Raw genomic sequence first — 26,517 nt, forward strand, 5'->3', positions numbered from 1 at the left:
TGCGTTACTCGTTCTGGCCCAGATGCGGCTGGAGCGCCTCGCGCGCCTCGGTGAGGCCCAGGGTTTCATACACGCCTGCGACGGCTTCCTTGAAGGGCTCCATGTCGACCTCGTTGAACGCGACGCCCGCCGCTTCCATGTCGGCCTGCACCTCGCCGAGCTTCGCGACGGTCGCCTCGGTCGCGGCATCGCCGGCGCGCTTCAGCTCTTCGTCGAGCACGGTGCGCAGGTCCTCGGGCAGCGACTGGTACCACGCCTCCGACGTCACCAGGCCGGTGAAGAGCTGGATGTGGTTGGTGAAGGCCACGTTCGTGGTCACCTCGTGCAGGTTGATGCCTTGGGCGCCCGTCAGCTGCGCCTCGGCCCCGTCGATCGCGCCAAGCTGGAGTGCGGAATAGACCTCGGACCAGGCCATCGGCGCAGGCGTGGCGCCCATCGCGTCGACGGTGGCGATCCAGCCGGGGGCGTCGATGGTACGCACGCGAACACCGTTCAGATCTTCGGGCGTCTCGATCAGCTTGTTGGTGAACATCTGGCGCGTGCCCTGGAACCAGTTGTAGTTCAGCAGGCGCAGATCCGACGAATCCGCAAGGTCTTCGACCCATTCCTGGTAAACCGGCGAAGACGTGACCTGGGCGTAGCCGGTATAGTCGTCCACCAGATAGGGCGCCGACAGGATGCCCAGCTCTTGCTGGAAGGGTGCAAGGCGACCGGCATCCACGAGCACCGCGATGGGCGCACCGTTGCGGATCTGTTCGAGGACGTCGTTGTCCTCGCCCAGCTGCGAACTCGGGTAAATCGTGACGGCCAGCCGCCCGTCGGTGCGCTCTTCGATGCGCTCTTCGGCTTCCTGCATGGCGATCACCAGCGGATCGGTCAGCGGTTGCGACGTCGACAGCGCCAGCTCGTACTCCTGCGCCAGCGCCTGCGACGCGGCGAAGGTGGCGACTGCAGCCAGTGCGCCCTTGGTTATCAGGTGTCTCATGTTTTCTCCTCCTTGGTGAAGTGTGGTGGGATGCCGCCCTGCTCGTTCCGTGGCAGGGAGTCGCTCCCGTCGAGCCTCCAGAGGCCGGCGCGGCCGCCCTCCGTGACAAAAAGGGCGACGTGGTAGAGAAGGCGGCTGAGCGCCGTGTCCCAGACCACGCGGCCGTCGCCGTCCAGACGGTTCACCCAGCGGGGCGTGTCCATCGGCGCGAAGTACCGCCCGAAAATCGTGCCGGCGATCCGGCGTGCCTTGGCGGCCGCGGCCGCGTCGCCTTCGTTGAGCGACATCTGGGCGTAGACCTTGCCTGCCTCGGTCAATGGCCAAAGCAGATGCGTCGCCTCGGTCACGTGGCCTGCGGCGTCGACCGCGTCGTAAGGCGCGCCTGTCAGCGGACCTTCGTGCCGCATGCCGCGCGCCTCGGCGAATTCCACCATGCGCCGCGCATCCGCTGCCGCCGCCTTGTCCCTGGCGGCCGCGCCGTAGCGCCGCAGCAGCCAGGCCCACTCGAACTGGTGGCCGGGCTCGCGCCGGGCACCTAACGGGCCATCCAGCGGTTTCAGATCAGATCCCACGAATTCGCGGACCGCGCCGGTCGAGGAATCGATCAGATGCTCTCGTGCAACCCTTACGATCGGGCGCGCCCGATCGAGCCAGACTTCACGTCCGGTAGCGGCATGCGCTTCGAGAAGCGCCTCGAGCATGTGCATCTGGGGGTTCTGCGCGCGGATCTCGGACCCTTCGGCACCCCGGTCATCTTCCCACAGGGCGCCGGTTTCAGGGTCCACCAGCTGCGTATCGACGAAGGTCCAGAGCGCCTCGAGGTCGGCTTCGGTCACCTGACTGGAACCGGTCCGGAAGAGCGCCGCGAGGGCCAGAAGCGCAAAGCTCTGGTCATAGCTGCGCCGCAGGTGGCTTGCCGGATCCTCGAGCGCAGTGCCATCGGGCGCGACCGAGAAACGGTACCCACCGTCGGCGTCGCGCAGGTGCGCCGCAACGAAACCGTGAACGCGCTCCGCCGCGGCCAGAAGATCCGCCCGACCCGTGGCGGTATGAAGATGTGCCAGCGTGAACGCCACCCGGCACTGCGTAAGCGTCGTTCGTGGGCCGCTTTCCCCCAGCGCTTCCAGGACCGGCGTCGGCCCCTCGCCGCCGGGCGGTAGCGCCAAGGCAAGCCAAGCCGGAATGCGCGCGGTCGCGAAACGCGATGCGGCTTGCACCCCGGACGCGGGCGAGTCGTCGCACCAGCGTTCGGTGCCGGGCAGGTCATGGATCGCACCGGGCGCCGCGATGACCTTCTCGGCAATCGCGATTCCGGCACGCGCCGCCTCGACCGGCGGCTGGCCCTTCAGCCGGGCCGCGATGTAGCCGCCATTGAAGCTGTCGCCTGCGCCCGTCGCGTCCACGATCGACCGCGCCGCGATGACCGCGACCTCCTCGTGCGAGGACAGTGTCACCGGCCGTTCGGCGTTCTTGACCGCGACCTCGCCGGCGCCCGCTTTCAGGTAACGCGCGATCGTGTCCGCGGGACTTGCGTCGCCGAAGACCCGCATCTCGTCTTCGAAGCTTGGAAGCACGATGTCTGCGTGGGCGGCCATGTCCGTCAGGACGTGCCGGATTTCATCGGCGTCGTTCCACAGCGCGGGCCGGATGTTGGGATCGAAGGCGATGATGGCGCCAGCCTCGCGCGCCGCATCCAGTGCATCCAGCAGCCGCTGTCGTGCGGGGGGCGACAGGATCGCCAGGGTGATCCCGCTGAGATAGATCATGTCCGCGCCATGCAGCGCCTGCGACAGCGACGGCCGATCGTCGGCCAGCGCGCGGGCCGCCGACTGGCCGCGCCAGTACAGGAAGGCGCGATCGCCGTCGCGCTTCTCGATCATGTAGAGGCCGGGAAGGCAGCCTTCGATCCGGCGGATGGTCGATGTCCCGATCCCGGCCCGGGACAGCGTGCCGACGATCCTGTCCGACTGGCTGTCTGTCCCCAGCGCGGTGAAGTACGCGACCTCGTCCCGGGCCGGGTCCAGCCCGAGGCGGGCATACCAGAGCGTGTTGAACGTGTCCCCGGCCACGCCCGAGCGCCAATGATCGTCGATACCGCCCGAAAGCTCGATCATCACTTCGCCGATCGCGACAAGGCGGCTCATGTCGCCTCCTTCGCGATCGCGGCGCGCATCCCGTCGGACAGCAACGTTGCAAGCCGTGTTTCGACCTGGCCGCGGAAAGTCGCGCTGTTCCGCAGCTCCGCCGGGAAGAGCTGCGGCAGCGCGTTTAGGGCCTGCACGATTTCGGCAGCGGAACCGTCTGTCCCGGCAATCGCCCGCGTCAGAACCCCGGACCGCGGATCGCGCAGGTCATACGGGTCGCCGCGCTCGTCCCGGCCAAGGACATAGCGCATCCAGGCCGCCACCGCGAATGCGTAGGGGGCGGGATCGTCGCCCGAGGCCAGTGCCTCTTGCGCCGGGGCGAGTATGCGCAGCGGAAGCTTTTCCGTCCCGTCCATCGCGATCTGGTGGGTCTGGTGCGCGATCGCCGGATTGGCGAAACGCACGACCAGCGCCTGCCGATAGGCGTCCAGGTCGATCCCTTCCAGCGCACCGACAGTCCTTGCCGCCGCGCGCATGTGCCGATCGACCAAGGACGCGAGCGCCCGGTCGGCCATCGCATCGCGCACGAACGCGTGCCCTGCGAGGAATCCGGCATAGGCGATCAGGGAATGCGCACCGTTGAGCATCCGCAGCTTCATGCGCTCGTAGGGCTGCACATCTTCGACGAATATCGCGCCGCCAGCCTCCCAGGCCGGTCGGCCCAGCGGGAACCGGTCTTCGATCACCCACTGGCTGAACGGTTCGGTTTCGATCGCCGCCGCGTCCTCGTAACCGGTCAGCCGGTGGGCGAGTTGCACGGTCTCCTCGGTCGCGGCCGGCGTGATGCGGTCGACCATGGACGAGGGGAAAACGACGTTGTCGTCGATCCAGTCGGCAAGCGCAGGATCCACGTGCCGGGCGAAGCCAAGCACGCCCGCGCGCAGCAACGCGCCGTTGTCCGGAAGATTGTCGCAGCACAGGATCGCGGGCGGTTCGAGCCCGGCGTCGCGGCGCCGCCGCAATCCGTCGACGAGCAGACCGATGACCCCTTGCGGCGCGTCGGGCCGCGCGAGGTCGGCGGCGACGGCAGGATGGTCAGGGTCGATGTCCAGCGCCGCGCGGTCGATGCCGTAGGCCTTCTCGGTCACGGTCAGGCTGACGATCCGGATCTCGGGCCGCGCGATGCGCGCCGACACGGCTTCGGTTTCGCGCGCCGCCGCGACCGCGTCGGCAATCGACCCGATGACACGAGCGCGGTCGCCGTCGGCCCCGCGCTCGATCAGGGTGAAAAGCCCGTCCTGCGCGTTCAGCGCGTCCACCGTGGCGGTCGAGCGCAGGCTGACCGCCACGATCCGCCAGTCGCCGCCTTGGACGGCAAGGGCCGCGTCGGTATAGGCCGCCTGGTGGGCGCGGTGGAAGGCACCGAGGCCGATGTGCAGAATGCCGATGCCTTGCGACGCGAGTGCATAGTCCGGTCTCACGCCGTCGGGCAGATGGCGAAGATGATTTGCGCCCAGCCGCGTCATGCCGGCGCCGCGACGGGATGGGAGAGCGCTGCGATCACGCCGCGCAGTTCGGCCAACCCCTTGAGGCGTCCGATCGCCGGGTAACCCGGCTGCGCCTTGCGGGTGAGATCGTCGAGGATGTCCTGCCCGTGATCGGGCCGGAACGGGATCGAGACGTCGCTCCGGCCCGCCTTGCGTCGCCGGGCTTCCTCGTCCAGGGCAGCCTTGACCAGTGCGACCATGTCGGTCTCTCCGGCAAGGTGCTCGGATTCGTGGAAGGAGCAGGGCATGCCTTCGGTTTCGCGCCTGACGTTCCGCAGGTGCAGGAAATGCACCCGGTCGCCCAGGCGCGCCATCATGCCGGGCAGATCGTTGTCGGCCCGCACGCCCAGCGAGCCCGAGCACAGCGCCACGCCGTTCGCGGGCAGATCGACGGCGTCGAGGAACGCCCGGTAATCCGCTTCCGTCGACACGACGCGCGGCAGGCCCAGCAGCGGAAACGGCGGGTCGTCCGGGTGGCAGCACAGCCGCATGCCAAGTCGCTCGGCCTCGGGGGCCACCTCGGACAGGAAATCGACGAGGTGCTTCCTCAGGGTCTCGGCGGAAAGCTGTGCGTATTCTTCGAGGTGCAAGCGCACATCGTCCATGCTGAGATGTTCGGCAGCGCCGGGAAGGCCGAAGACGACGTTTTCCATCAGCTGAGCTTTGCGCGCCTCGCTCATCTCGGCAAAGCGCCGCTTTGCCGACTCGCGAACGTCCTCGGGAAAGGACTCGGCCGCGCCCCGGCGCTTCAGGATATGGATGTCGAACGCGGCGAAATCGACCAGATCAAACCGCATGGCCGTGCCGTTATGGTGTGCACGCCAGGCCAGGTCGGTGCGGGTCCAGTCGAGCACCGGCATGAAATTGTAGCACACGACCTCGAGGCCCGCGGCGGCGAGGTTGCGCAGGCTTTCGCGATAGGTTTCGTAATGTGCACGATACGCGCCGGTCTGCTTCTTGATGTCCTCGGAGACCGGCAGGCTTTCTACGACCTCCCAGGCCAGTCCCGACGCTGTTCCGTCACGCCGCGCGCCGATTTCATCCTGCCGCTGTCGGATGGCCTCGGGCATCCAGACCGCGCCGGTCGGCACGTGATGAAGGGCGGATACCACCCCCTCGACCCCGGCCTGAAGCATGTCCTCGATGCCGACCCCGTCGCCGGGACCAAACCAACGCCACGTCTGCCGCATGATTCCTCCTCCACTCGGCACATGGGTAGAGAAACGATCGACTGGTGACAAGTATGGTAGTATATTTATTTGGACGCCGCAGTTGTGAAGCGCTCGGCACGGCGCTATTACCCCGCCATGGACAAGCTTGCCGTCATCGAGGCGACCGCACCCATCGGCGCTCAGCTGATCGCCGATCTGCGTCTGCGGATCGTGACCGGCGCGCTGCCCCCCGGCACCCGGCTCTCCGAGAAGGAGATCGCAACCGCCTACGGCATGTCGCGACAGCCGGTGCGCGAGGCGTTCATCAAGCTCGCGGCCGAGCGCCTGGTCGAGATCCGGCCGCAACGCGGCACCTATGTGTGCAAGATAAACCTGCACGAAGTGGCGCAGTCCCAGTTCGTCCGCGAGGCGGTCGAGGCCGACATCGCGCGGCTCGCCGCGCGCGCGGCCGATCCGGGATGGATCGAGACGCTGCAGGCCCAGCTTCGGACGCAGTCGCAGCGCGTGACGCAGGGCGGCGCAGTCTTCGTCGAACTCGACGAGCTTTTCCATCAAACCCTTGCCGCCGCGGCCGACCGGTCCGGCGTCTGGGCACATATCCAGCCGCTCAAGATGCACATGGACCGCGTGCGCTACCTGACGGCCGAGGAGTTCCCGCTGGACCACCTCGTCCTCCAGCACCAGGCCATCGTCGATGCCGTCGCCGCAGGCGACGAGGACGCGGCCGAAGCCTCGGTCCGCGTACACCTGCGCGGCGTGCTCGACGACCTCAGAAAGGTGGCCGAGATGCTGCCGCACTGCTTCGATCCGCTGCCGGATTGACCCGACCGGGCGCCGACACCCGGTTTGCCGTCAAGGGCGTCATTCCTCGGCCGTCAGCAGGAACAATCAGGGCGCCATCGCGCGCACCTGCGTCAGCCCCAGCGCGCGGTCACTTTCGATCCGCCGGAAATGGTGCACGATCGGCTGCCTGTCGTAGGCCATCGGGGACTCAAGGCAGCCGCGCAACTCGACGCGCGCCAAAGCGCGCCCCGTCGATTTCATGGACACAAAAGGCAGGACTTTGTCTCGCCCCGGTCAAGGTTGCCATGGCGTACGGTGCCCAGACGCACGCGGCACAGTCGGCCAAGACTGGCGCAGCCCCGTGCAGCGCCCTTCAGACCAGTCATGCACATAGTTCGATGGATCAAGGTATTCCGCCGGCCCGGGAACCCGCTGCATTCAGCGGTAAGGCAGAGCCCCCTTGCCTCAGTCGCCGATGAACTTCTTGTAGGCAGCCTCGTCCATCAGGTCGTCGAGCACCGACAGGTCCTCGACCTTGATGCGGAAGAACCAGGCATCGCCCTCGGGGTCCTCGTTGACCTTGGACGGTTCGTCGACGATGGCGTCGTTGACCTCGACGATCTCGCCGTCGACCGGGGCTAGGATGTCCGACGCCGCCTTGACCGACTCGATCACCACGATCTCGTCGTCCTTGACGACCTCGGTGCCGACCTCGGGCAGCTCGACGAACACCACGTCGCCCAGCTGCTCGGCCGCGTGGGCGGTGATGCCGACGGTGACGACGTTGTCGTCGCCCGCGTCCAGCCATTCGTGTTCCTCGGTGAATTTCATGCCTGTCTCCTGTCAGATCGCCGTATGAATCTCAGCGTTTGAAGCCGGGGGCGACGAAAGGCAGCTTCGCCACCGTCACCGGCAGGCGCCTGCCGCGCACCTCGCCCCAAAGTCGCGTGTCTGCCGTGGCCAGCGTCGCGGGCACGTAGCCCATCGCGACCGGCGCGCCGACGGTCGGCCCGAACCCGCCCGAGGTCACCTCGCCCACCGGGGTATCGGACTCCTCTGCCTCGAACAGCGGGGTGCCCTCGCGCATGGGGGCGCGGCCATCAGGGCGCAGGCCGACACGGGCCATCGCCGCGCCGTTCTCGAGTTCCGACAGCACCAGGTCGGCGCCGGGGAAGCCGCCTTCGCGGTCGCCGTCCCTGCGGCGCACCTTCTGGATCGCCCAGCCCAGCCGCGCCGCGGCGGGCGTGGTCCCGCCGTCGATGTCGTGGCCGTAAAGGCACAGCCCGGCCTCCAGCCGCAGGCTGTCGCGCGCGCCGAGGCCGATCGCCTCGACCCTCTCGTCGGCCAGAAGCGCGCGGGCCAGATCCTCGGCCGCGGCGGCGGGCATGGAGATCTCGAAGCCGTCCTCGCCGGTGTAGCCCGAGCGCGAGATCCAGCATTCCGCGCCGCCCAGCGGCAGCGTCGTGACGTCCATGAAGCGCATTTCGGCGACGTCGGGGTTATGGTCGGCCAGAACAGTCTCGGCCTGCGGGCCCTGCAGCGCCAGAAGCGCGCGGTCCTCCAGCAGCTCGACCGTGATCCCGCGCGGCTCGAGCGCGGCGCGCAGGCGCGCGAGGTCGGCATCCTTGCGGGCGGCATTGACCACCAGGAACAGGTGATCGCCGCGGTTGGCGATCATCAGGTCGTCCTCGATCCCGCCGTCGTCGTTGGTGAAGAAGGCGTAACGCTGGCGCCCCTCGGGCAGGCCCACCACGTCGACCGGCACCAGGCTTTCCAGCGCCTCGGCCACGCCGTCGCCGCGCAGCACCACCTGGCCCATGTGGCTGACGTCGAACAGGCCGGCAGCGTCGCGGGTGTGCAGGTGTTCCTTCATCACACCCAGCGGATACTGCACCGGCATCTCGTAGCCGGCGAATGGCACCATCTTGGCGCCCAGCGCGCGGTGCAGCCCGTTCAGGACGGTGTGTTGAAGCTCGTCGACCTCGGCCATGCGCCCCTCCGGTTCTGTCCCGGCCTAGCGGTCCGGGCATGCGTGCGCGAAACACGTCCGCGCGTCATGCCCCCTCTGTCCCGTCGCCTGAGATCGTTATCCCTTCGGCGTCCCGGCCGGGCCGGGCTCTCTCCAGAGTCTTCGAACCGCGACGGTCCTTGGGCCTGAGAGTTTCCGGGGCGGTTGCTCCTTCGGCACCGGGTCGGACCATCGGCCCTGCCGGTTCTCCCATCGCGGTTGACGGGACGCTAGACCATCGTGTTTCCGCTTTCAAGCGTCGCGGAAGACGCGACACGCCTTTGACAAGGGGGGCGTTTCGGGCCTTCATGCCGCGCATGAAGCACCCTTATTTCTTCGGCTACGGATCTCTGGTGAACCGGCGGACGCACGTCTTCACCCCCTGCCACCGCGCCCGGGTCACCGGCTGGCGCCGCGCCTGGTGCGCCACCGTCAGCCGGCCACAGGCGTTCCTGACGGCGATTCCCGACGCGGGCGCCGAGACGCTGGGCCTGATCGCGCCGGTGCCGAACGACGACTGGGCCGCGCTGGACGCGCGCGAGGAAGGCTATGGCCGCCACGACGCGACGGCGCAGGTCGTCCACGAGGCGGGCGAGGTGTCGCGCATCGCCGTCTACTCGATCGCGGAAGAGCACCGCCTGCCGTCCAGCACCGAGCACCCGATCCTGTTGAGCTACCTCGACGTGGTCATCCAGGGGTTCGCCGCCGAGTACGGCGCCGAAGGAGCGCGCGGCTTCTTCGACACGACCGCCGGGTGGGAGACGCCGATCCTGAACGACCGCGACGCGCCGCTCTACCCGCGCGCGCAGACGCTGACGGGGGACGAGCGGGCGCTGGTCGACGAGGGACTGGCGCGGCTGGGCTGCCGCGTGCTGACCGAAAGGCCTAGCGCGCGCCGGGCTTGACCTGAAGCAGCGGCATGACGTGCGCCATCTCGGGGCCGCGCTCCATGCCGGTCACGGCCTTGCGCAGCGGCATGAACAGGCCCTTGCCCTTGCGGCCCGTGGCCTCCTTGACCTGCGCGGTCCAGTTGGCCCAGGTCTCGGTGTCGTAGGGCGGTTCGCCCAGCATGGCGAAGGCGTCCGCGACGAACTCGCGGTCCTCGTCGTCCACCACCGGTTTGGCCCCGTCGCGGAACAGCGTCCACCAGCCGGCCAGGTCATGGCGGGTGGTGATGTTCTCGCGCGTGACGTCCCAGAACAGGGCGGCCTTATCATTCGGCACGCCCAGCGCCGCGATGTCGCCGGCCACGGCCTCGAGCGGCAGCGCGTGAAGCTTGCGCGCGGTCAGCGGGTACAGGTCCTTCACGTCGAACTTGGTCGGAGCCGAGCCGAACTGTTCCAGCGCGAAGCCCTCGGCGATCTCGTCCAGCGTCATGCGCAGCTCGACCGGCTGGCTCGATCCCAGGCGCGCCATCAGCGACAGGAGCGCCTCGGGCTCGACTCCCTGCTCGCGCAGGTCCTTCAGCGACAGGGTGCCCAGCCGCTTGGACAGCGATTCACCGGCCGGCCCGGTCAGCAGCGAATGGTGCGCGAAGGCGGGCGGCTCTCCCCCCAGCGCGCGGATGATCTGGATCTGCGTGGCGGTGTTGGTGACGTGGTCGTTGCCGCGCACCACGTGGGTCACGCCCATTTCCATGTCGTCCACGACCGAGGCCAGCGTGTAGAGCACCTGCCCGTCCGCGCGGATCAGCACCGGGTCGCTGAGGCTGGCCGCGTCGATCGAGATCGGGCCGAGGATACCGTCGTCCCACGCGATGCGCTCGTTCTCGAGCTTGAAGCGCCAGACGCCGTCGCCGCGCTCGGCCCGCAGCTTCGCCTTCTCGTCGTCCGACAGCGACAGGGCGGCGCGGTCGTAGACCGGCGGCTTGCCCATGTTGAGCTGCTTCTTGCGCTTGAGGTCCAGTTCGGTCGGGGTTTCGAACGCCTCGTAGAAGCGGCCCATCTCGCGCAAGCGATCGGCAGCCTCGGCGTAGCGGTCCAGCCGCTCGGACTGACGCTCTACCCGGTCCCAGGTCAGGCCCAGCCATTCCAGGTCGCGCTTGATCTGGTCGACGTATTCCTCCTTGCTGCGCTCGGGATCGGTGTCGTCGATGCGCAGGATGAAGGTGCCTCCGGCCTTGCGGGCGATCAGGTGGTTGAACAGCGCCGTGCGCAGGTTGCCGACGTGGATCAGGCCGGTGGGCGACGGGGCGAAGCGGGTGACGGTCATCGGGGCCTCCTTGACGGCGCTGGTCCTTTCACATGGCGAGCGCGTTGTCCATATGACACGCAGGTGGCAGGATCGCCCCCGGATACCGCCCGACCCGGACAGGAGGCCAGATGACGCAGATCGTGACATTGACGCTGAACCCCGCGCTGGACCTTGGCGCCCATACCGACCGGGTGGTCGCCGGGCCCAAGCTGCGGCTGAGCGAGCCCGAGGCGCATCCGGGCGGCGGCGGCGTCAACGTCAGCCGCGCCATCGCCAAGCTGGGCGGCACGTCGCGCGCTCTGGTCTCGCTGGGCGGCCCGACGGGCGAGCGGCTGGGCACGCTTCTGGCGGAAGAGGGGCTGGACTTCGTGCCCATCCTGTCGCCGGGCGAGACGCGCTTCAGCCTTGCCGTCACCGACGCCGAGGGTGAGCAATACCGGTTCGTCCTGCCGGGGCCGGATTGGGACGAGGGCACGCTGGGCGCCGCGGTCGGCCGCGTCGACGAGATCGCCGCCCCGGACGCCTATGTCGTGATCTCGGGCAGCCAGCCGCCCGGCGCGCCGGCCGGGTTCGTCACCGAGTTCGTGCGCGCGCTGGGCAAGGGCCGCCGCGTCGTCGTCGATACCTCCGGCCCCGCACTGGTCGAGCTTGCCGCCGGCACGCCGCCCGCGCCCTGCGTCCTGCGCATGGACGGGGCCGAGGCCGAGGCGCTGGCGGGTCACCCGCTGGCCACCCGCACCGACACGGCGGATTTCGCCGAGCGGCTGCGCGTCGGCGGTGCCGCCGAAACCGTGGTGATCGCGCGCGGTGCCGACGGCAACGTGATGGCCGGGCCCGACGGACGCTGCCACGTGACGGCGGCGAAGGAGCCGGTGGTCAGCGCCGTGGGCGCGGGCGACAGCTTCGTGGGCGGCATGGTGATGGCGCTGGCGGCGGGCGAGACGCCGGACCAGGCGCTGCGGCACGGGGCTGCGGCGGCCTCGGCCGCGGTGGTCACGCCGGGGACCGAGTTGTGCCGGCGCGAGGACTTCAACGCCTTCCTGCCGCGCTGCGTGATCACGGCGCTGTAGATGCGGCTGTTCATCGCGCTGCCCCTGCCCGACGAGGCGCTGGACGCCATAGGCGCGCTGCAGGCCCGGATGCCCAAGGGACGCATGGTCGATCCGGACAACATCCACCTGACGCTGGCTTTCCTGGGCGAGTGCGACGACACGCAGGTCGAGGCCGCGCACGACGCGCTGGACGGGTTCCGCGCGCCCGCGGTCACCACCGGGCTGACCGGGCCGGCGATCTATGGCGGCCGGCACGGACAGGCCGTGGCACTCGAGGCGGATGCCGGCGCGCCGCTGTTCGAGCTGCACGACCGCCTGCGCGGCCGGTTGCGCGGCGCCGGTCTGGCGCCCGAGCGGCGCCGCTTTCGTCCGCACGTGACGCTGACGCGGTTGCCGGGGCGGGCCGATGCCTCGGGCTGCCTTCAGGCGCTGCTGGGCGTGCGGCTGGGGCCGTACCTGCTGGACCGGGTGGTGCTGTTCTCGTCCGTGCTGCACCCCGACGGCGCGATCCACGAGCCGTTGCTGACCTGCCCGCTGGACGAGGGGGCGCCAGGCGCATGACCAGGACCGACGCGGCGGCGTTCCACGCGATGGCTCAGGCCGCCATCTACGCCTTCCCGGAACCCTTTGCCAAGGCGGCGGCGGGCGTGCTGCTGCGGGTCGAGGACTGGCCCGACGACGCGGTGCTGCGCGAACTGGGCATGGACGATCCGCTGGAGCTGACGGGGATGTACGACGGAATCCCGATGACCGAGAAGTCCTTGGCCGATCCGGCGCCCTACCCCGACACGGTCTGGCTGTTCCGCAAGCCCATCCTGGCCGAGTGGCGCGACCGCGGCGACGTCGAACTGTTCGACCTGGTGGCGCATGTGACGGTGCACGAATTCGCCCATCATTTCGGCTGGTCCGACGACGACATCGCCACGATCGACCGCTGGTGGGAGTGAGCACCGTTCCACGAAGTGGCGAAAGGCCAAAGGGCAGCCGAACCGCTAGCGCGAGCGCCACCGGTTCACGATCGGATAGCGCCGGTCCAGCCAGAAGGCCCGGCGCGTCAGCCGCGTGCCCGGCGCGGACTGGAAGCGCTTATACTCGCTGACGTAGAGCAGGCTTTCCACCTTGCGGGCATCGGCCTCGGCGTAGCCGGCGTCTACGCAATCGGCCACGTCGCCGTCGCGGTCCACGAGGATGGTCAGGATCGCGTCGAGCACCGGGTAGTCGGGCAGCGAGTCGCTGTCCTTCTGGTCGGCGCGCAGCTCGGCCGAGGGCGGCTTGTCGATCACGCTGTCGGGCATCACGGGGCCGTCGGGACCCAGCATCCAGTGCCGATGGTTCGCGTTGCGCCAGCGGCAGGTTTCGAACACGCGGGTCTTGTAGAGGTCCTTGATGGGATTGTAGCCGCCGGCCATGTCGCCGTAGATCGTGGCGTAGCCCACGGCCACTTCGGACTTGTTGCCGGTGGTCAGAAGCATCTCGCCGAACTTGTTGGACAGCGCCATCAGCAGCAGGCCCCTGAGGCGCGACTGGAGGTTCTCCTCGGTCAGGTCCTCGGGGAGACCCTCGAACAGGGGCGCGAGCGTGGCGGTGATGGCGGCGCGGCCTTGGGTGATCGGAACGTAGTCGTAGCGGCAGCCCAACGCCTGCGCGACGGCCTTCGCGTCGTCCAGCGAAGCGGACGAGGTGTATTCCGACGGCAGCATCACGCAGCGCACGTTGTCCGCCCCCAGCGCGTCGACCGCGATGGCGGCGACCAGCGCGGAATCGACGCCGCCGGACAGGCCCAGCAGCACCTTTCCGAAGCCGGTCTTGCGGCAGTAGCCGCGTAGCGACTGCACCATCGCGGCGTAATCCTGCTCCCACGCATCCGGGTGTGGCGTGAAATCGCCCGGCTCGGCCCGCCAGCGGTCGTCGGTGCGGGTGAAATCGACGTGGGCGATGCAGTCCTCGAAGACCGGAAGCTGCACCGCGACCCGCCCGCCGGGGTTGAGCACGAAGGACCCGCCGTCGAACACCTGGTCGTCCTGCCCGCCGGTCATGTTGAGATAGACCAGCGGCAGCCCCGTCTCGACCACCCGCGCGACCATATGGTTCAGCCGCACGTCCTGCTTGCCGCGGTAATAGGGCGAGCCGTTGGGCACCAGCAGGATCTCGGCCGCGGTCTCGGCCAGCGTCTCGGTCACGTCGTCGTGCCAGGCGTCCTCGCAGATGGGCGAGCCGATGCGCACGCCGCCCAGCGCGTAAGGGCCGGTGACGGGGCCGCTGTCGAAGATGCGCACCTCGTCGAAGACCAGCTCGTTGGGCAGGTGGTGCTTCAGCACGCGCGCGACGACGGCGCCGCCCGAGCAGATGTGGTAGGCGTTGTAGAGCCGCGTGCCCTCGACCCAAGGGCCGCCGATCGCCAGGGCCGGGCCGTCTGCGCAGTCGCGCGCCAGTTGCTCGACCGTCTCGATCGCGGCGGCGTGGAAGGCGGGCTTCAGCGTCAGGTCCTGCGGGTTGTAGCCGGTCACGAACATTTCGGGCAGTGCGACCAGATCGGCGCCGGCGTCGCGGCCCTGCGCCCAGGCGGCGCGCGCCTTGTCGGCGTTGCCGCGCAGGTCGCCCACGATCGGGTCGAGCTGGGCCAGCGTCATGCGAAGGCGGTCGGCCATGGTATCCTTCCCGGTCTCCTGTCGTCCGCGCACGGACATAGCAGACAGGTGCCCGAGGGGAAGCCGGTAACGCCACCGTAGGCACGCGGGATAAGCCGTTGCCCCGTGCCGCCCGCTCCTTTACCGTCGGCGCTCGAGCAATCCCCGAAAAAACGGGCGGGCATGAGAGCATGAGAACGGCAGGTATCTTCGCGGTCCTCGTTGCGCTGGCAGGCGCGGCGCAGGCGCAGGACGGCGACATCCAGACCAAGGAATACGACGACGGCGGCGTGTACGAAGGCACGTTCCAGGACGGTCTGCAGCACGGCACCGGCACCTACCGGCTGCCCAACGGCTACGAATACACCGGCGACTGGGTCGAGGGCGAGATCCGCGGCCAAGGCGTCGCGCGGTTTCCGAACGGCTCGGTCTACGAGGGTCAGTTCGTCGCAGGCAAGCCCGAGGGCATGGGCCGGATCGTCTTCGCCGACGGCGGCACCTACGAAGGCCAGTGGCTGGACGGCAAGATCACCGGTCAGGGCGTGGCGGAATACGCCAACGGCGTGCGCTACGAAGGGTCCTTCCGCAACGCGCTGCACCACGGGCGCGGCGTGATGACGGCGCCGTCGGGCTACGTCTACGACGGGATGTGGGTCAACGGCGTCAAGGAAGGCGAGGCGACGATCACCTATCCCGACGGCTCGGTCTACGAAGGCCGCGTCACCGAGGGCGAGCGCGACGGCGCCGGCACGCTGACGATGCCCGACGGGCTGGTCTACGAAGGCACCTGGAACGCGGGCCAGATCGACGGCGAAGGCCGGCTGACCCAGCCCAACGGCGACGTCTACGAGGGCGAGCTTGCCGATGGCCGCCGCCACGGCCAAGGCCGAGTGACCTATGCCAACGGCGACGTCTACGAAGGCGCCTTCGAGGACGATCGCCGCCACGGCCAGGGCCGGTTCGAGGGCGCGGACGGCTACGTCTACGAGGGCAACTGGGTCGACGGCCAGATCGAGGGCCAGGGCCGCGTGACCTATCCCGACGGGTCGGTCTACGAGGGTGAATTCCAAGGCGATCTCGCCAACGGCATGGGCAAGATCACCTATCCCGACGGCGCGACCTACGAAGGCGACTGGGTCGACGGCGTGATCGAGGGCGAGGGCATCGCCACCTATCCCAACGGGCTGGTCTACCAGGGCGGGTTCCGCAGCGCGCAGAACCACGGCTTCGGCGTGATGACCTATCCCGACGGCTATCGCTACGAGGGCGACTGGGTTGACGGCGAGCGCGAGGGCACCGGCAAGGCGACCTATCCCGACGGCACCGTCTACGAGGGCGAGTTCCAGGGCGGCGAGCGCCACGGCCAGGGCACGATCACCATGGCCAGCGGCTTTTCCTATACCGGTGAATGGCAGGACGGCGAGATCGAGGGCGAGGGCGTGGCGACCTACGCCAACGGCGACGTCTACGAGGGCACGTTCGAGGCCGGCAAGCGACAGGGCACCGGCACGATGCGCTACGCCAGCGGCGAAGAGACACGCGGCGAATGGGTCAACGGCGCGCTGGTGGAGCGGGCCGAGGACGAGGCGCCGGCCGAAGAGGGCGACGATTCGCCCGATACGCCGGAGGCCCCGGAAAGCGCGGAACCGGACGGGCCCGAGGCGGATGGCGAGGACACGCTGCCGCCCCCGTTGGAATGACTAGACTGTGAGCGGCCGGCGCGTGTTCGCCTCGCTCGGCCATTCTAGACCGCAGCCACGCCGATCATGCTGAGTGGCGTTCCGCGAATTGCGGGAGATGCGGTTCTTCAAAGCGTCCACGCGATCCCGAGTGATCTGGGCGTGGCGCTCTAGACGACCTCTCCCGCGTCCATCCGGTCGAGGAATCGCGCCGCCTCGCGCAGCACCGTCTCGCGCCGGTCGGAATCCATGCGATCGAAGGTGCGATACATTTGCGCCATGCGGGGGTTGCCCTCGAAGCGGTCGCGGTGGCGGTCCATGAAATACCAGAACAGCAGGTTGAACGGGCAGGCATCGGGGCCGGTCTTGTCCTTCACCTTGTAGGCGCAGTGGCCGCAGTAATCCGACATCTTCGCGATGTAGTTCCCGGACGAGACGTAGGGCTTCGACGCGATGACGCCGCCATCCGCGAACTGGCTCATCCCGATGACGTTCGGGGCCTCGACCCATTCGTAGGCGTCCCAGTAGACCGACAGGTACCATTCGTGCACCTGCCAGGGATCGATCCCGGCCAGCAACGCGAAGTTCCCGGTCACCATCAGCCGCTGGATGTGGTGGGCGTAGGCGTCGTCGCGGGTCTGTTCGACCGTGCGGCCGACGCAGCGCATCTTCGTTTCGGCGCCCCAGAAAAGGGGCGGAAGGTCGCGGTGGTGGCCCAGGACGTTGCGGCGCGTGTAATCCGGCCCTTCGTGAAAATAGATGCCGCGCATGAAGTCACGCCAGCCGATGATCTGGCGGATGAAGCCTTCGGCCGCGTTGATCGGCGCATGACCGTCGCGCCAGGCCTGCTCGACCGCCTCGCAGACCTCGATCGGGTCAAGCAGGCCGAGGTTCACGTAACCCGAGATCAGCGCGTGGTAGAGGAAGTGTTCCTCGTCCAGCATCGCGTCCTGGAAATCGCCGAATTTCGGCAGGGCGTGCTGCACGAAGTGTGTTAGCGCGCGGCGGGCCTCCCCTTGGTCGGTGGCGAAGTGGAACGGGCGCACCTGGCCGAAGTTGTCGCCGAAGCGTGCCTCGACCAGATCAAGCACCTCTTCGACCGTCTCGTCGGGGGTGAAGCGCATGAGCTGCGTGGCGATGCCGTCGCCCGGCGCGGGCTTGCGGTTGTCGTGGTCGAAGTTCCATTTGCCGCCGGCCGGGTCGTCGTCTTCCATCAGGAAGCCGGTCTTGCGCCGCATCTCGCGGTAGAAATACTCCATCCGCAGCGCCTTGCGGTCGCGCGCCCAGTCGTCGAATTCCTTGTGCGAGGCGACGAAGCGGTCGTCCTCGAGCTGCGTGATCTTCAGCGGCGCGTCGTTCAGCGCCTCGATCAGGCGCCACTCGCCCGGTTCGGTCGCGATGACCTCGGTCGCGCCGGTTTCCTCGGCGCGACGAAGCAACTCTCCGACGACCGAGCCGGAACTGTCCGGGTCGTCCAGCGCCGTGTAGCGCACGTCCCAGCCCTCGTCGCGCAGCCGCGCCGCGAACTTGCGCATCGACGCGAAGATCAGCGCGATCTTCTTGGGATGATGGGGAACGTAGCCCGCCTCGTCCGCGACCTCGGCCATGACGACGATGTCGGTCCGCCTGTCCGCCTCACGCAGGGCGACGACGCGCTCGGTCAACTGGTCGCCGAGGACGAGGATCAGCCGACCTACCACGGGATTTCCCGCATGGCGTAGTCGTAGAATCCGCCGGTGTGCTCGGGCGTCAGGTTTTCCAACACGTTGGCCAGCCGTTTAGCGGCCTCGTCCGCCGGAACGGACGGGTGCCGGTCGAGGTATTTCTCGGTGAAGGCGGTCTGGACGGTGCCGGGGTGCAGGCAGGCGACGCACAGGTGGCGGTGGCTGCGCGCCAGCTCGATCGCGGCGCCGTGCATCAGCTGGTTCAGCGCGGCCTTGGCGGCGCGGTAGGAGTACCAGCCGCCCAGACGGTTGTCGCCGATGCTGCCCACGCGCGCGGACAGCGCCGCGAAGACCGCGCGTTCGCGCCGGGGCAGCAGCCGCTGCGCGTGCTTCAGCACCAGCGCAGGGCCCAGCGCGTTCAGCGCCACCTGGTTCATCAACGCCGTCGGCGTCAGGTCGCGAAGCGCCTTTTCGGGTTCCGCGCCGCCGATCTCGAGCGCGCCGGTCGCCACGAAAATCAGGTCGAACGGGCCATCCAGCGCGCCAAGCGCCGCCTCGACGCTGGCCTCGTCCGTCACGTCCAGCGCGTGTTCCGAACGCGAGAGGCCCGTGACGGCGGTGCCGCGGCCACGCAATTCGCGGCCAAGCGCGCCGCCGATGCCGCCGCTGTCGCCGATGATCAAGGCGCTTTCCATGGCGCGCCAGCTAGCGGCGCGCGGCCCGGGATCAAGCGCGGCGCAGGCGGCGCGACGTCGCCGGGTCGCGCTTTCGGCCGGCCTGCGCGGCCTCGACCAGCGCGCGGAACAGGGCGCGCTGGCGGCGGGCATAGAAAAGGTGTTCCGGGTGCCATTGCACGCCCAGCGCGAAGGGCGGGCTGGCCCGTTCGACGGCCTGCACCATCCCGTGTTCGTCGCGGGCACAAACGCGCATTCCGATCCCGAGATCATCGACCGCCTGGCTGTGCAAAGCGTTGACGCGCATGGGTTCAGTGCCCGCGATCCGCGACAGGTGCGTGTCGGGCACGACGTGGACGTTCCGTTTGGGCAGGATCGTGGTGATCTTGCGCTGGTTCAGCCGCGACCATGCGTCCTGCTCGAGCGTACCCTGCAGCGCGACGTTCAGCATCTGCGCCCCCCGGCAGATGCCCAGAACGGGCACGCCCTGGGCCAGCGCCTCTTCGGCCAGCCGCCGTTCCAGCGTGTCGCGCCGCGCGTCCAGCCGCGCGGTCACGCGCAGGGTCTGGCCGTAGAGCGCGGGCGAGATGTCGTCGCCGCCACCGATGATCAGCCCGTCGACCGAGGGCAGGTCCGCCGCGCGGCCGACGCCCCAGCGCAAAGCGCGCCCGCCCGCGAGCCACACGTTCAGCGCCACCAGCGGAAAGACCCGCCACCCCGAAAGCTGGGAGGTCGTCACCGCGATCACCGGCCTGCTCATGCAGCGACCCCGGTGCCCAGGATGTTGCCGACCTGCCGGGCCCAGTCGTCGCGCGATTCCCGCGTCGTCCGGTGTTCGCGCCATGCGGCGCACAACGCGTCTGTCATTGCGGAATCATCGGCGACACGCTCGATGGCCAGCCAGTCGGCCCAAGGCTCGGCCAGGCTCCAGCCGGGTTCGTCGATCCGGCAATCGGGCAGGCGAAAATGGTAGGCGGGACGACCGCCGATAGTCCGCGCGCGTGGAAATGCCTGCTCGTAGGCGTCGGGCACGGCGTCGCGCAGCAGCGGCAGAAGGTCCAGCCCGTGGTTCCGGCTTTGGGTGTGGCGCGCATAGAGGCGCGCCAGTCCGGCAAGCGTGTCCGGCGGTGCATCGACCAGGTCGTCGGTCAGTGGGGCCGGCCACGGATCGACGAAGGGCAGGATGCGGCGGGTGATGTCGATCCGGCGCCGGGTCCTGAGCCAGTCCTCGGCAAGGCCGAAGGCGCGGGCGACGCGGACGACGCGCATGTCGTCGCCGCTGCGCGCCGGGTTGAGGTGGACGCCGAAGCCCAGCAGCGCGCCGTGTCGCGACCCCAGCGCGCCGGCCCGGCGCAGGTCTTCGCGCAGGGCGTCCAGCGTCGCGAGCGCGCGGGGTGTCAGCGGGTCGGTCACGATCTCGACGGGAATCAGGCCGCGCAGAGCATCCAGCCCCTGCTGGACCAGCCGGCCGCCGCCCAGCTTGCGCAACGCCGTGTCGAGCTCGACCCGGAGATCACCCAGCGCGCTGTCGTGCAGGACCACCACGTGCGGTGCCGAACGTTCGAACCCGCCGCCCAGCCGGTGGCAGGCGATCTCGGCCACCTCGATCTCCGTCAGGCCGGCCAGTTCGATCTCGACGCCGCACAGGCGCTCCGCGCCGGGCAGCGGCGGGAAGGGGTCATCCGGACGGCTCATGCTGCGGCAACCCCACGATTTCGCCCAAGGTTCCGCGAGCGGGCGTCGGACCCGCGAAAACTTGAACGATTCTTTACGGGCGGTCCCGGAACGGCATTGGCGCCGGCGTGTTGACCGGCCTTAACCGCAGAGGGATCCGCGCCATGCCTCACTGGAGCGCCATCTTCATCATGGCGGCGATCATCTCGGCGTTGTTCGCATTCGGCGGATTCGCCGGCGGGACGGCCGCGATCGCCGAGATACTGTTCTATTTCTTCCTCGCCGTCCTGGGCGCCGCGTTCGCCCTGCGCGCGGCACAGCGCGACGACAGGAACGATCACGACGACTTGGGCCGCGGCTGAACCCAGCCTTCGCGCGGACGCCCCCAGCGCCCACACGCAGCAGGCAGACGCTCTCAGGCCCTCAGCGTCTCGGTGGACGAGAAGAACATCGCCTGGCTTACCGCCGAGCGCACCTGGTCTTCCTTGTAGGGCTTCGAGATCAGGAAGGCGGGCTCCGGCCCCTCGCCGGTCAGCAGGCGCTCGGGGTAGGCGGTGATGAACACGACCGGGATGTCGCCGTGTTTCTCGAGGATCCGGTTGACGGCGTCGATGCCGCTGGACATGTCGGCGAGCTGGATGTCGGACAGGATGAGTTCGGGCTTTTCCTGATCGGCCAGCGCGACGGCGGCTTCCTCGGTGCTGGCGGTGCCGGTGATGCGGTGGCCCATCTCGGCCACGATTCCCTCGAGATCGACGGCGATGATCGCCTCGTCCTCGATGATCATCACCTTGCCGGCGACCGACTTGGCCATTTCCTGGAAAGCGATGTCGACCAGCGACACGGCCTCGTCGCGCGGGATGTCCATGATCGCGGCGATGTCGTCGTAATCCATGTCCTCGATCGTGTAGAGCAGCAGCGCCTCGCGCGTGTTCGAGGTCAGCTTGGCCAGGTGGCGCTGCGCCTTGCCGGTCAGGCCGGTTTCCTCGTCGTCCATGTAGCCGCCCAGCGTCGACCAGATCGTGTGGAAGACCTTGAACAGCGCCGGCTTCGCACCCAGCGACCGGTGATACGCGGCCGGATCGTCCAGAATCGCCTCGAGCGCTGCCATGGCGTAGGTGTCGCCCCGTTCCTGCGACCCGGTCAGTGCGCGCGCGTAGCGGCGCAAGTATGGCAGGTTCTGCCCGACTTCCCCGGCCAGGTCGGTAGAATTTTCGTCGCTCATCTCGTCTTTCCTGTTATTTGGTATAGGTATGGAACCGAAGCGCCCCGCGGGAGTTTGGTTCCCCGGTGGCGGGAAGACCTGGAGATCGGCATAGCCCTCAACATGACGCAACAGAACAGTTCATCAAGACTTCAATCGCAGATCGACCGTAACCTCAAGCGGGCCTACGATGATGTGTTGAACGAAGACGTGCCCGACCGCTTCCACGAACTGCTTGCGCGGCTGCGCAACTCCGACGGTTCGGGCGAACCCGCCCGCGGGGCCGAGGAGCCGCGCGCCGATGAGTGATGCCCCCGAGACGCGCGACCCGCGCGACGAGATCGTCGAGCACCTGGGCGCCATGCGCGCCTTTGCGATCTCGCTGACGCGGAACGGATCGCTGGCCGACGACATGGTGCAGGACGCGCTGGTCAAGGCCTGGACCAACATGGACAAGTTCCAGCGCGGCACCAACATGCGCGCATGGTTGTTCACCATCCTGCGCAACACGTTCTATTCGCATTACCGCCGCCGCCGGCGCGAGGTCGAGGATGTCGACAACGTCATGGCGGACAGCCTGGCGCAGAAGCCCGACCATGACGGCCGGCTTCAGATGAACGATTTCAATGCGGCCTTCGACAAGCTCAACGAAGAGCAGCGCGAGGCGCTGATCCTCGTCGGCGCCGGCGGCTTTTCCTACGAGGAAGCGGCCGCGACCTGCGGTGTCGCCGTCGGGACCGTGAAAAGCCGCGTCAACCGGGCGCGCGCGCGGTTGGCCGAGCTGATGCAGTTGAACGAAGGCGAGGCGCTGGAAGCGACCGATCAGGTGACCAGGGGAATCGTAGCGTCGAACCCGAGCGCAGCGTGACCGCAAAGGGCCTCGAGTTGCGCGTCAGGACATTCCTGCGTCGGCTTCCGGTCCAGTTGATCGCCCTTCTGACGCTCGCGCTTTTCCCGCTCGGCGTGATCTCGCTCTACCAGACCGGCGTGGTTCTGGAGGAGGCGCGGGAACGCAATCGCGCCACGCTGATGGAGCGAACGGTGGCGGCGGGAACGCTCGCACGCGAACTGATCCAGCGCGCCTCCGGGGCATCCCAGGCACTTGGCTCGGCGGTTGTCGGGATGGACATCGGTGCCTGCGCCGAGGCGCTGGACCGGTTCGTCGCCGCGGACGGCGACTTCCTGTCCGCGCGCTTCCATGCGGTCGACGGGCGGCTTCTCTGCCAGTCCCGCGGCACCGGGCCGGCCGAGCGCGCCGCTGTCAGCCGGCTTGGGCCCGACATCCAACCCGCCGAGATGGAAATCTCGATCCGTCCGGCCAGTGAAAGCTACGGCACGCCGGTCATCCGCGTGGCCCGCCCGGTCCGGGACGACGGCGGGCTGATCGGCTTCATTTCCCTGTCGATCCCGCTTCGGATCGCCGAGGCGCTGATCGCGACTTCACAACGGGCGACCGGGAACAACCTTCGGCTGGCGGTCGTCGCCCGCGACGGCGTGGTGCTGGCCTCGTCGCACGAAAGCGCCGGGAATGGCGGATACCTGCCCCGCGCCATGTCCGCCGAGACCCTGTTCGAACTGCAGGGCGCGACATTCGAGGCAGAGGCCGGAAACGGCGAGACTCGCGTCTTCGCCGTCAGCCGCATGATCAACGGCCAAGCGGCGCTGGTGGGAAGCTGGCCGCAGCGCGCCGTTCTGGGCCAGGACTGGACATTGGCGACGCTCGCGCCGCTGATCTTTCCGATCCTGATGTGGGTGATCGGCACGATAGTCGCCTATTTCGGGCTGCAGCGCCTGGTGATCCGCCACATCACGGCGCTGCGCAGCGCTATGCGGCAACTTGCCCTCGGAGAGCTGCGCGGCGGCCGGATCGAGCTCGAGAACCCGCCGGAGGAGCTGCGCGAGACCGAGCGCGCCTTCAACCGGATGGTACTATTGCTAGCCCAGGCCGAGGCCAAGCAAGAGCAGGATCTGCGCGACAAGGAGGTCCTGCTGAAGGAAGTGCACCATCGCGTGAAGAACAACCTCCAGTTGATCGGCTCCATCATGAACATGCAGGCGCGCAATGCCCGCACGCCCGAGGCACGGCGCGTTCTGGACAGCCTGCGCAACCGCGTGCGGGGCCTGGCGACGATGCACCGCACGTTGTATTCCAGCCCCGAGATGACCACCGTGCAGGCCGACGCCATGGTCGAGACGCTGGTTTCGGATCTGGCCGGAGGCGCCGCTCAACGACGGGTGGACGTGGTGACCCGGCTGGATCCAGTCGAGCTCTACCCCGATCAGGCGGTGCCACTGTCCATGCTCGTGGCCGAAACCGTCACGAATGCGGTCAAGTACGTGGGACGCCGGGAGGACGGCGTGGCGCGAATCGAAGTGGATCTCGCGCACGACGAAAGCGAACTCGTGGTCCTGACGGTCGAGAACACCAAGGGCAGCGATTTGCACGTGTCAGACGACGGCGCCGAATCCTCCGGCGACGGGCTTGGCGCGCGGCTGATCAAGGCGTTTGAACAGCAGTTGCACGGACGATCGGAAGTCGTTGAATCCTCGGATTCATATCGTTTCGTCCTTCGATTCCACCGGCGGGATTTCGACAACGACGATGCGGCTGTGCCTGCCTAGAAATTGGCACTCCCGCACGCGATCGCGCCCGAACGGGCCCCTTGGCGTCGTTGACTCGCGAAAAATTTCGTCGAAAGATCGTTAAATTAAGCACGGCAACGGAATCACGCGTTCCTGGTAATCCCACTGATTGACAATCCGTCGGGCCCGAAGTTAGCCATAGATATATTTAGTAAAAGTTTACAGACGGGTCCCGTTTGATGATGCGAGGGTGATATGTACGATTTGGCTGCTGCTCAGGACCTGTACCCGGAGGCGCTGCCGCTGGATACTTCGAGCCCTTCGCGAAGGGCATTCTTCATCGCAAAAAGAAGCTTCGACGTGGTGGTGAGCATCCTGCTGCTTCCCCTGCTTCTGATCTGCGCGGTCGCCTTGCTGGCGCTGAATCCGTTCTACAATCGAGGTCCGCTGTTCTTTCTGCAGACGCGCATGGGCCGGAACTGCAAGCCGTTCAAGGCGATCAAGTTTCGCAGCATGCGGCCGGCTGAACGCCTTTCGCGCGGTGCCGACGGGCCGTTGGACGCCGATCGTATCACGCCGCTCGGAAGCTTCCTTCGCAAGACCCGGATCGACGAGTTGCCGCAGATCATCAACGTCCTGCGCGGCGACATGAGCCTGATCGGCCCGAGGCCCGATTACTTCAGTCACGCCAGGCGCTATCTGCGCGAAATCCCGGGCTACAAGTCCAGGCATGTGGTGCGGCCCGGCATCAGCGGTCTGGCACAGACCGAGCTCGGATATGCCGTCGGAATCGAGGCGACGCGCCGAAAGGTGCAGGCCGATCTCTACTACATCACCAACACGAACATGCGGTTGGAACTCTGGATCTTCTGGCGCACCCTGACGGTCGTGGCCAAGCGCGCCGGCTCCTGACCAACATCGCGACAACGGCAATTCAGGGGGCTGCTTCGGCGGCCCTTTTTGATTGCGAATTGGGCACGCGTTCTTCGGTGAAGCGATTTCTCTCCGCAGAATGGAAATCCCCGGCCAGTCGCTATGCGTGGCCGGGGTTCGGACGATCCGCTCCTTGGGCCGCGATCAGTTGGTGGCGGTCGCCTCCCGGATGAGAACCGGGAAAAATTGCTGCAGCGCGCGGTTCCACTTGGTGATCGGCTGCTCCTCGATGAACACGATGTCGCGCGGGCGCATCTCGAATTCGGTCGCGTTCATCATGTGGACGACGTTCGATGCATCGAGATGGTAGGCGATGATGCGTTCGATGCGACCTTCGTAAGCCCCGTCGCGCAGCACGTAGATTTGCGACGGGTCGCCGGTTTCGGTGCTGAACCCGCCCTGATCGTACAGAACGTCGGCCAGGGACGCTGTGTGCCCGTAAGGCAGCGCAAAGCGCGACTGGTTGTTCACCTCGCCCACCAGATAGACATACTCGCGCTCGACGGCATCCAGATCGGTGCGCGCCCGGAACAGCGAACGCTGTTCGTCCAGTGCAGCACGGCGGCGGGCGATCTCGGCCTGCAGACGGGTCAGTGCGGCAGACTGCGTGGCTTCACGGCGCGCGATCACGTCAAGCCGCGACTGGTAGAACTGCAGCGCGCGGGTCAGGTCGTAGCTGGTGTCGACATAGATCGCGTCCCCATCGAGCAGAGCGGCATTGCCCAGCGACGGCTCGTCAAGAAGGACCTCGACGGGGATCTGGTACAGCGTCCCGTCGCGGTAGATCCGGACGGACGCGAATTCCTCGTCGGTGACGGTCAGGCCGCCGGCTGCGGTCAGGGCGTCGCGCAGCGTCACCGTGCTGAGCCCGATGGGCACGATCGTGGTCTGCCCGACAGCACCGCCGACGGTGGCGCGCTTCGAGTTGAACTCGGCCACTTCGAGGCTGAAGGACGGGTCGATCTGGTTGGAGACCAGCGTCTCGAACACGCGGTCCTCTGCCTGTTGCAGCGTCAGGCCCCCGATGTCGATTGTTCCAACCTCGGGGATGGCGATCGTGCCGTCGTCCCGGACGGTATAGCCCTGCCGCTGGCTCTGCGCCGCCAGCAGACCGGACAGTTGCTCAACGGTCGAGGCCGCCCCCCGCGTCGCCAGCAGGACAACGTCACCGACACCGATGCGATAGGGAGGAGGGTCGATCGACGGCAGCGGGCGCAGGTCGAGGGCCTCGCGCTGTTCTTCGGGAACGTAGGGCATCGCGGGCAGCGCCGCTCCGGACATTTCGGACTGGCCGAGATCGGCGCCGACGAAGAACGCGTTCGGCAGGGATTTGGGGGCGTAGGGCGTCCGGTTGGCACGCGCGACCTCTGCCGGGGTCAGCGGCACCACATCGACCACCGCGCCTTCGGCGACGGTCCGGACGGACGGGCTTTTGTAGGTGATGCCGCACCCGGACACCGCCAGCGCCATTGCCAGCGCCACCGCACGCGGCGCGTTGCCCGGAAGTAGACTGTCTTTGCCTGCCTTGATCATCACCGCCATCCTGCCATTTCGATCGAGCGCCACGGCGACAGCGAGCACAAGCAGGTCGGCGCGGCAGAGACCGCCCGTCGACCCGCGCCCAACGATCGCACGCGACTTCCAGAACGGTTTAG

26 protein-coding genes and 1 riboswitch are annotated in these 26,517 nt (G+C 68.1%); of the genes, 11 read left to right on the forward strand and 15 right to left on the reverse strand.

Translation table 11 applies throughout. The features are described 5' to 3' along the window. Positions 1–4: 4 nt before the first annotated feature. Genes BLW27_RS01240 through uxuA form a run of 4 tightly spaced genes read right to left on the reverse strand, consistent with a single transcriptional unit; the run spans position 5 to position 5,806 of the window. Positions 5–985 (reverse strand): C4-dicarboxylate TRAP transporter substrate-binding protein, encoded by a 981-nt coding sequence (locus tag BLW27_RS01240; RefSeq protein WP_089877992.1) that lies wholly within the window; start codon positions 983–985, stop codon positions 5–7. After that, positions 982–3,129, reverse strand: coding sequence for a PfkB family carbohydrate kinase (locus BLW27_RS01245; RefSeq protein ID WP_089877995.1), 2,148 nt, complete (start codon positions 3,127–3,129; stop codon positions 982–984). The genes BLW27_RS01240 and BLW27_RS01245 overlap by 4 nt, the downstream gene beginning before the upstream one ends. After that, complete coding sequence (locus BLW27_RS01250) at positions 3,126–4,595, reverse strand: mannitol dehydrogenase family protein (RefSeq protein WP_089877998.1); 1,470 nt, start codon at positions 4,593–4,595, stop codon at positions 3,126–3,128. Before BLW27_RS01250 ends, BLW27_RS01245 begins: the two co-directional genes overlap by 4 nt. Next, positions 4,592–5,806 (reverse strand): mannonate dehydratase, encoded by a 1,215-nt coding sequence (uxuA, locus tag BLW27_RS01255; protein WP_089878000.1) that lies wholly within the window; start codon positions 5,804–5,806, stop codon positions 4,592–4,594. Before uxuA ends, BLW27_RS01250 begins: the two co-directional genes overlap by 4 nt. Positions 5,807–5,875: 69 nt before the next feature. On the opposite strand from uxuA, the gene BLW27_RS01260 reads away from it, so the two are divergent. Then, on the forward strand, positions 5,876–6,610 hold the full coding sequence (locus tag BLW27_RS01260; RefSeq protein WP_245710732.1) for a GntR family transcriptional regulator: 735 nt from the start codon (positions 5,876–5,878) through the stop codon (positions 6,608–6,610). A 66-nt stretch (positions 6,611–6,676) separates the two neighbouring features. On the opposite strand, the gene BLW27_RS21900 is transcribed toward BLW27_RS01260, so the two are convergent. The 3 genes from BLW27_RS21900 to gcvT all read right to left on the reverse strand — a co-directional run bounded on the left by BLW27_RS21900 (position 6,677) and on the right by gcvT (position 8,561). Beyond that, positions 6,677–6,832: a DUF4334 domain-containing protein gene (locus tag BLW27_RS21900; protein ID WP_143042190.1), complete on the reverse strand. Its 156-nt coding sequence runs from the start codon at positions 6,830–6,832 to the stop codon at positions 6,677–6,679. A gap of 204 nt (positions 6,833–7,036) precedes the next feature. Continuing rightward, positions 7,037–7,402 carry a glycine cleavage system protein GcvH gene (gcvH, locus tag BLW27_RS01265; RefSeq protein WP_089878003.1) on the reverse strand — a complete coding sequence of 122 codons (366 nt, stop codon included), beginning with the start codon at positions 7,400–7,402 and terminating at the stop codon, positions 7,037–7,039. A gap of 31 nt (positions 7,403–7,433) precedes the next feature. Continuing rightward, positions 7,434–8,561: a glycine cleavage system aminomethyltransferase GcvT gene (gene gcvT, locus BLW27_RS01270; RefSeq protein ID WP_089878006.1), complete on the reverse strand. Its 1,128-nt coding sequence runs from the start codon at positions 8,559–8,561 to the stop codon at positions 7,434–7,436. Positions 8,562–8,703: 142 nt separating this feature from the next. Next, positions 8,704–8,802, reverse strand: a riboswitch (glycine riboswitch). A gap of 94 nt (positions 8,803–8,896) precedes the next feature. On the opposite strand from gcvT, the gene BLW27_RS01275 reads away from it, so the two are divergent. Further along, positions 8,897–9,484 (forward strand): gamma-glutamylcyclotransferase family protein, encoded by a 588-nt coding sequence (locus BLW27_RS01275; protein ID WP_089878706.1) that lies wholly within the window; start codon positions 8,897–8,899, stop codon positions 9,482–9,484. Here the strand turns inward: BLW27_RS01275 and gltX are convergent. Further along, positions 9,465–10,790, reverse strand: a complete 1,326-nt coding sequence (gene gltX / locus BLW27_RS01280; RefSeq protein ID WP_089878009.1) for a glutamate--tRNA ligase — start codon at positions 10,788–10,790, stop codon at positions 9,465–9,467. The two genes, BLW27_RS01275 and gltX, sit on opposite strands and share 20 nt — an antisense overlap. 110 nt (positions 10,791–10,900) lie before the next feature. On the opposite strand from gltX, the gene BLW27_RS01285 reads away from it, so the two are divergent. Genes BLW27_RS01285 through BLW27_RS01295 form a run of 3 tightly spaced genes read left to right on the forward strand, consistent with a single transcriptional unit; the run spans position 10,901 to position 12,771 of the window. Further along, complete coding sequence (locus tag BLW27_RS01285; protein WP_089878011.1) at positions 10,901–11,842, forward strand: 1-phosphofructokinase family hexose kinase; 942 nt, start codon at positions 10,901–10,903, stop codon at positions 11,840–11,842. Beyond that, positions 11,843–12,385: an RNA 2',3'-cyclic phosphodiesterase gene (gene thpR / locus BLW27_RS01290; protein WP_089878014.1), complete on the forward strand. Its 543-nt coding sequence runs from the start codon at positions 11,843–11,845 to the stop codon at positions 12,383–12,385. It abuts the gene before it with no gap. Next, entirely contained in the window at positions 12,382–12,771 is a 390-nt protein-coding gene (locus tag BLW27_RS01295; protein WP_089878016.1) for a metallopeptidase family protein, read from the forward strand. Before thpR ends, BLW27_RS01295 begins: the two co-directional genes overlap by 4 nt. Positions 12,772–12,816: 45 nt before the next feature. On the opposite strand, the gene BLW27_RS01300 is transcribed toward BLW27_RS01295, so the two are convergent. After that, on the reverse strand, positions 12,817–14,472 hold the full coding sequence (locus tag BLW27_RS01300) for an NAD+ synthase (protein ID WP_089878019.1): 1,656 nt from the start codon (positions 14,470–14,472) through the stop codon (positions 12,817–12,819). 170 nt (positions 14,473–14,642) lie between these two features. On the opposite strand from BLW27_RS01300, the gene BLW27_RS01305 reads away from it, so the two are divergent. Beyond that, positions 14,643–16,151, forward strand: coding sequence for an MORN repeat-containing protein (locus BLW27_RS01305; protein WP_089878022.1), 1,509 nt, complete (start codon positions 14,643–14,645; stop codon positions 16,149–16,151). A 149-nt stretch (positions 16,152–16,300) separates the two neighbouring features. Here the strand turns inward: BLW27_RS01305 and BLW27_RS01310 are convergent, their stop codons facing one another. From BLW27_RS01310 to BLW27_RS01325, 4 genes are read right to left on the reverse strand one after another with little or no spacing between them, the layout of a single operon-like run. Next, on the reverse strand, positions 16,301–17,830 hold the full coding sequence (locus BLW27_RS01310) for a cryptochrome/photolyase family protein (protein WP_089878025.1): 1,530 nt from the start codon (positions 17,828–17,830) through the stop codon (positions 16,301–16,303). Further along, complete coding sequence (locus BLW27_RS01315; RefSeq protein WP_089878028.1) at positions 17,824–18,489, reverse strand: SDR family NAD(P)-dependent oxidoreductase; 666 nt, start codon at positions 18,487–18,489, stop codon at positions 17,824–17,826. The genes BLW27_RS01310 and BLW27_RS01315 overlap by 7 nt, the downstream gene beginning before the upstream one ends. A 31-nt stretch (positions 18,490–18,520) precedes the next feature. Next, positions 18,521–19,228, reverse strand: coding sequence for a gamma-glutamyl-gamma-aminobutyrate hydrolase family protein (locus BLW27_RS01320; RefSeq protein ID WP_089878031.1), 708 nt, complete (start codon positions 19,226–19,228; stop codon positions 18,521–18,523). Further along, complete coding sequence (locus tag BLW27_RS01325; protein WP_089878033.1) at positions 19,225–20,163, reverse strand: amidoligase family protein; 939 nt, start codon at positions 20,161–20,163, stop codon at positions 19,225–19,227. Before BLW27_RS01325 ends, BLW27_RS01320 begins: the two co-directional genes overlap by 4 nt. 143 nt (positions 20,164–20,306) lie before the next feature. Here BLW27_RS01325 and BLW27_RS01330 point away from each other — a divergent pair, with 143 nt between their 5' ends. Beyond that, entirely contained in the window at positions 20,307–20,504 is a 198-nt protein-coding gene (locus tag BLW27_RS01330; RefSeq protein WP_089878036.1) for a DUF1328 domain-containing protein, read from the forward strand. Positions 20,505–20,557: 53 nt separating this feature from the next. Here the strand turns inward: BLW27_RS01330 and BLW27_RS01335 are convergent, their stop codons facing one another. Beyond that, a complete protein-coding gene (locus tag BLW27_RS01335) occupies positions 20,558–21,367 on the reverse strand; it encodes a response regulator (RefSeq protein WP_089878040.1) in 810 nt (269 codons plus the stop codon). A gap of 102 nt (positions 21,368–21,469) precedes the next feature. Between BLW27_RS01335 and BLW27_RS01340 the strand changes: the two genes are divergently transcribed. The 4 genes from BLW27_RS01340 to BLW27_RS01355 all read left to right on the forward strand — a co-directional run bounded on the left by BLW27_RS01340 (position 21,470) and on the right by BLW27_RS01355 (position 24,841). Next, the gene (locus tag BLW27_RS01340; RefSeq protein ID WP_089878041.1) at positions 21,470–21,655 is read left to right on the forward strand and encodes a NepR family anti-sigma factor; all 186 of its coding nucleotides are present in this window, start codon (positions 21,470–21,472) and stop codon (positions 21,653–21,655) included. Continuing rightward, a complete protein-coding gene (locus tag BLW27_RS01345) occupies positions 21,648–22,214 on the forward strand; it encodes an RNA polymerase sigma factor (protein ID WP_089878044.1) in 567 nt (188 codons plus the stop codon). The genes BLW27_RS01340 and BLW27_RS01345 overlap by 8 nt, the downstream gene beginning before the upstream one ends. Beyond that, a complete protein-coding gene (locus BLW27_RS01350) occupies positions 22,211–23,968 on the forward strand; it encodes a sensor histidine kinase (protein ID WP_089878048.1) in 1,758 nt (585 codons plus the stop codon). Before BLW27_RS01345 ends, BLW27_RS01350 begins: the two co-directional genes overlap by 4 nt. A 216-nt stretch (positions 23,969–24,184) precedes the next feature. Further along, on the forward strand, positions 24,185–24,841 hold the full coding sequence (locus tag BLW27_RS01355; protein WP_089878051.1) for a sugar transferase: 657 nt from the start codon (positions 24,185–24,187) through the stop codon (positions 24,839–24,841). 165 nt (positions 24,842–25,006) lie between these two features. Here the strand turns inward: BLW27_RS01355 and BLW27_RS01360 are convergent, their stop codons facing one another. Continuing rightward, complete coding sequence (locus tag BLW27_RS01360; RefSeq protein ID WP_245710734.1) at positions 25,007–26,395, reverse strand: polysaccharide biosynthesis/export family protein; 1,389 nt, start codon at positions 26,393–26,395, stop codon at positions 25,007–25,009. Positions 26,396–26,517: the final 122 nt, after the last annotated feature.

Source organism: Citreimonas salinaria (assembly GCF_900107235.1).
GTDB classification, from domain to species: domain Bacteria; phylum Pseudomonadota; class Alphaproteobacteria; order Rhodobacterales; family Rhodobacteraceae; genus Citreimonas; species Citreimonas salinaria.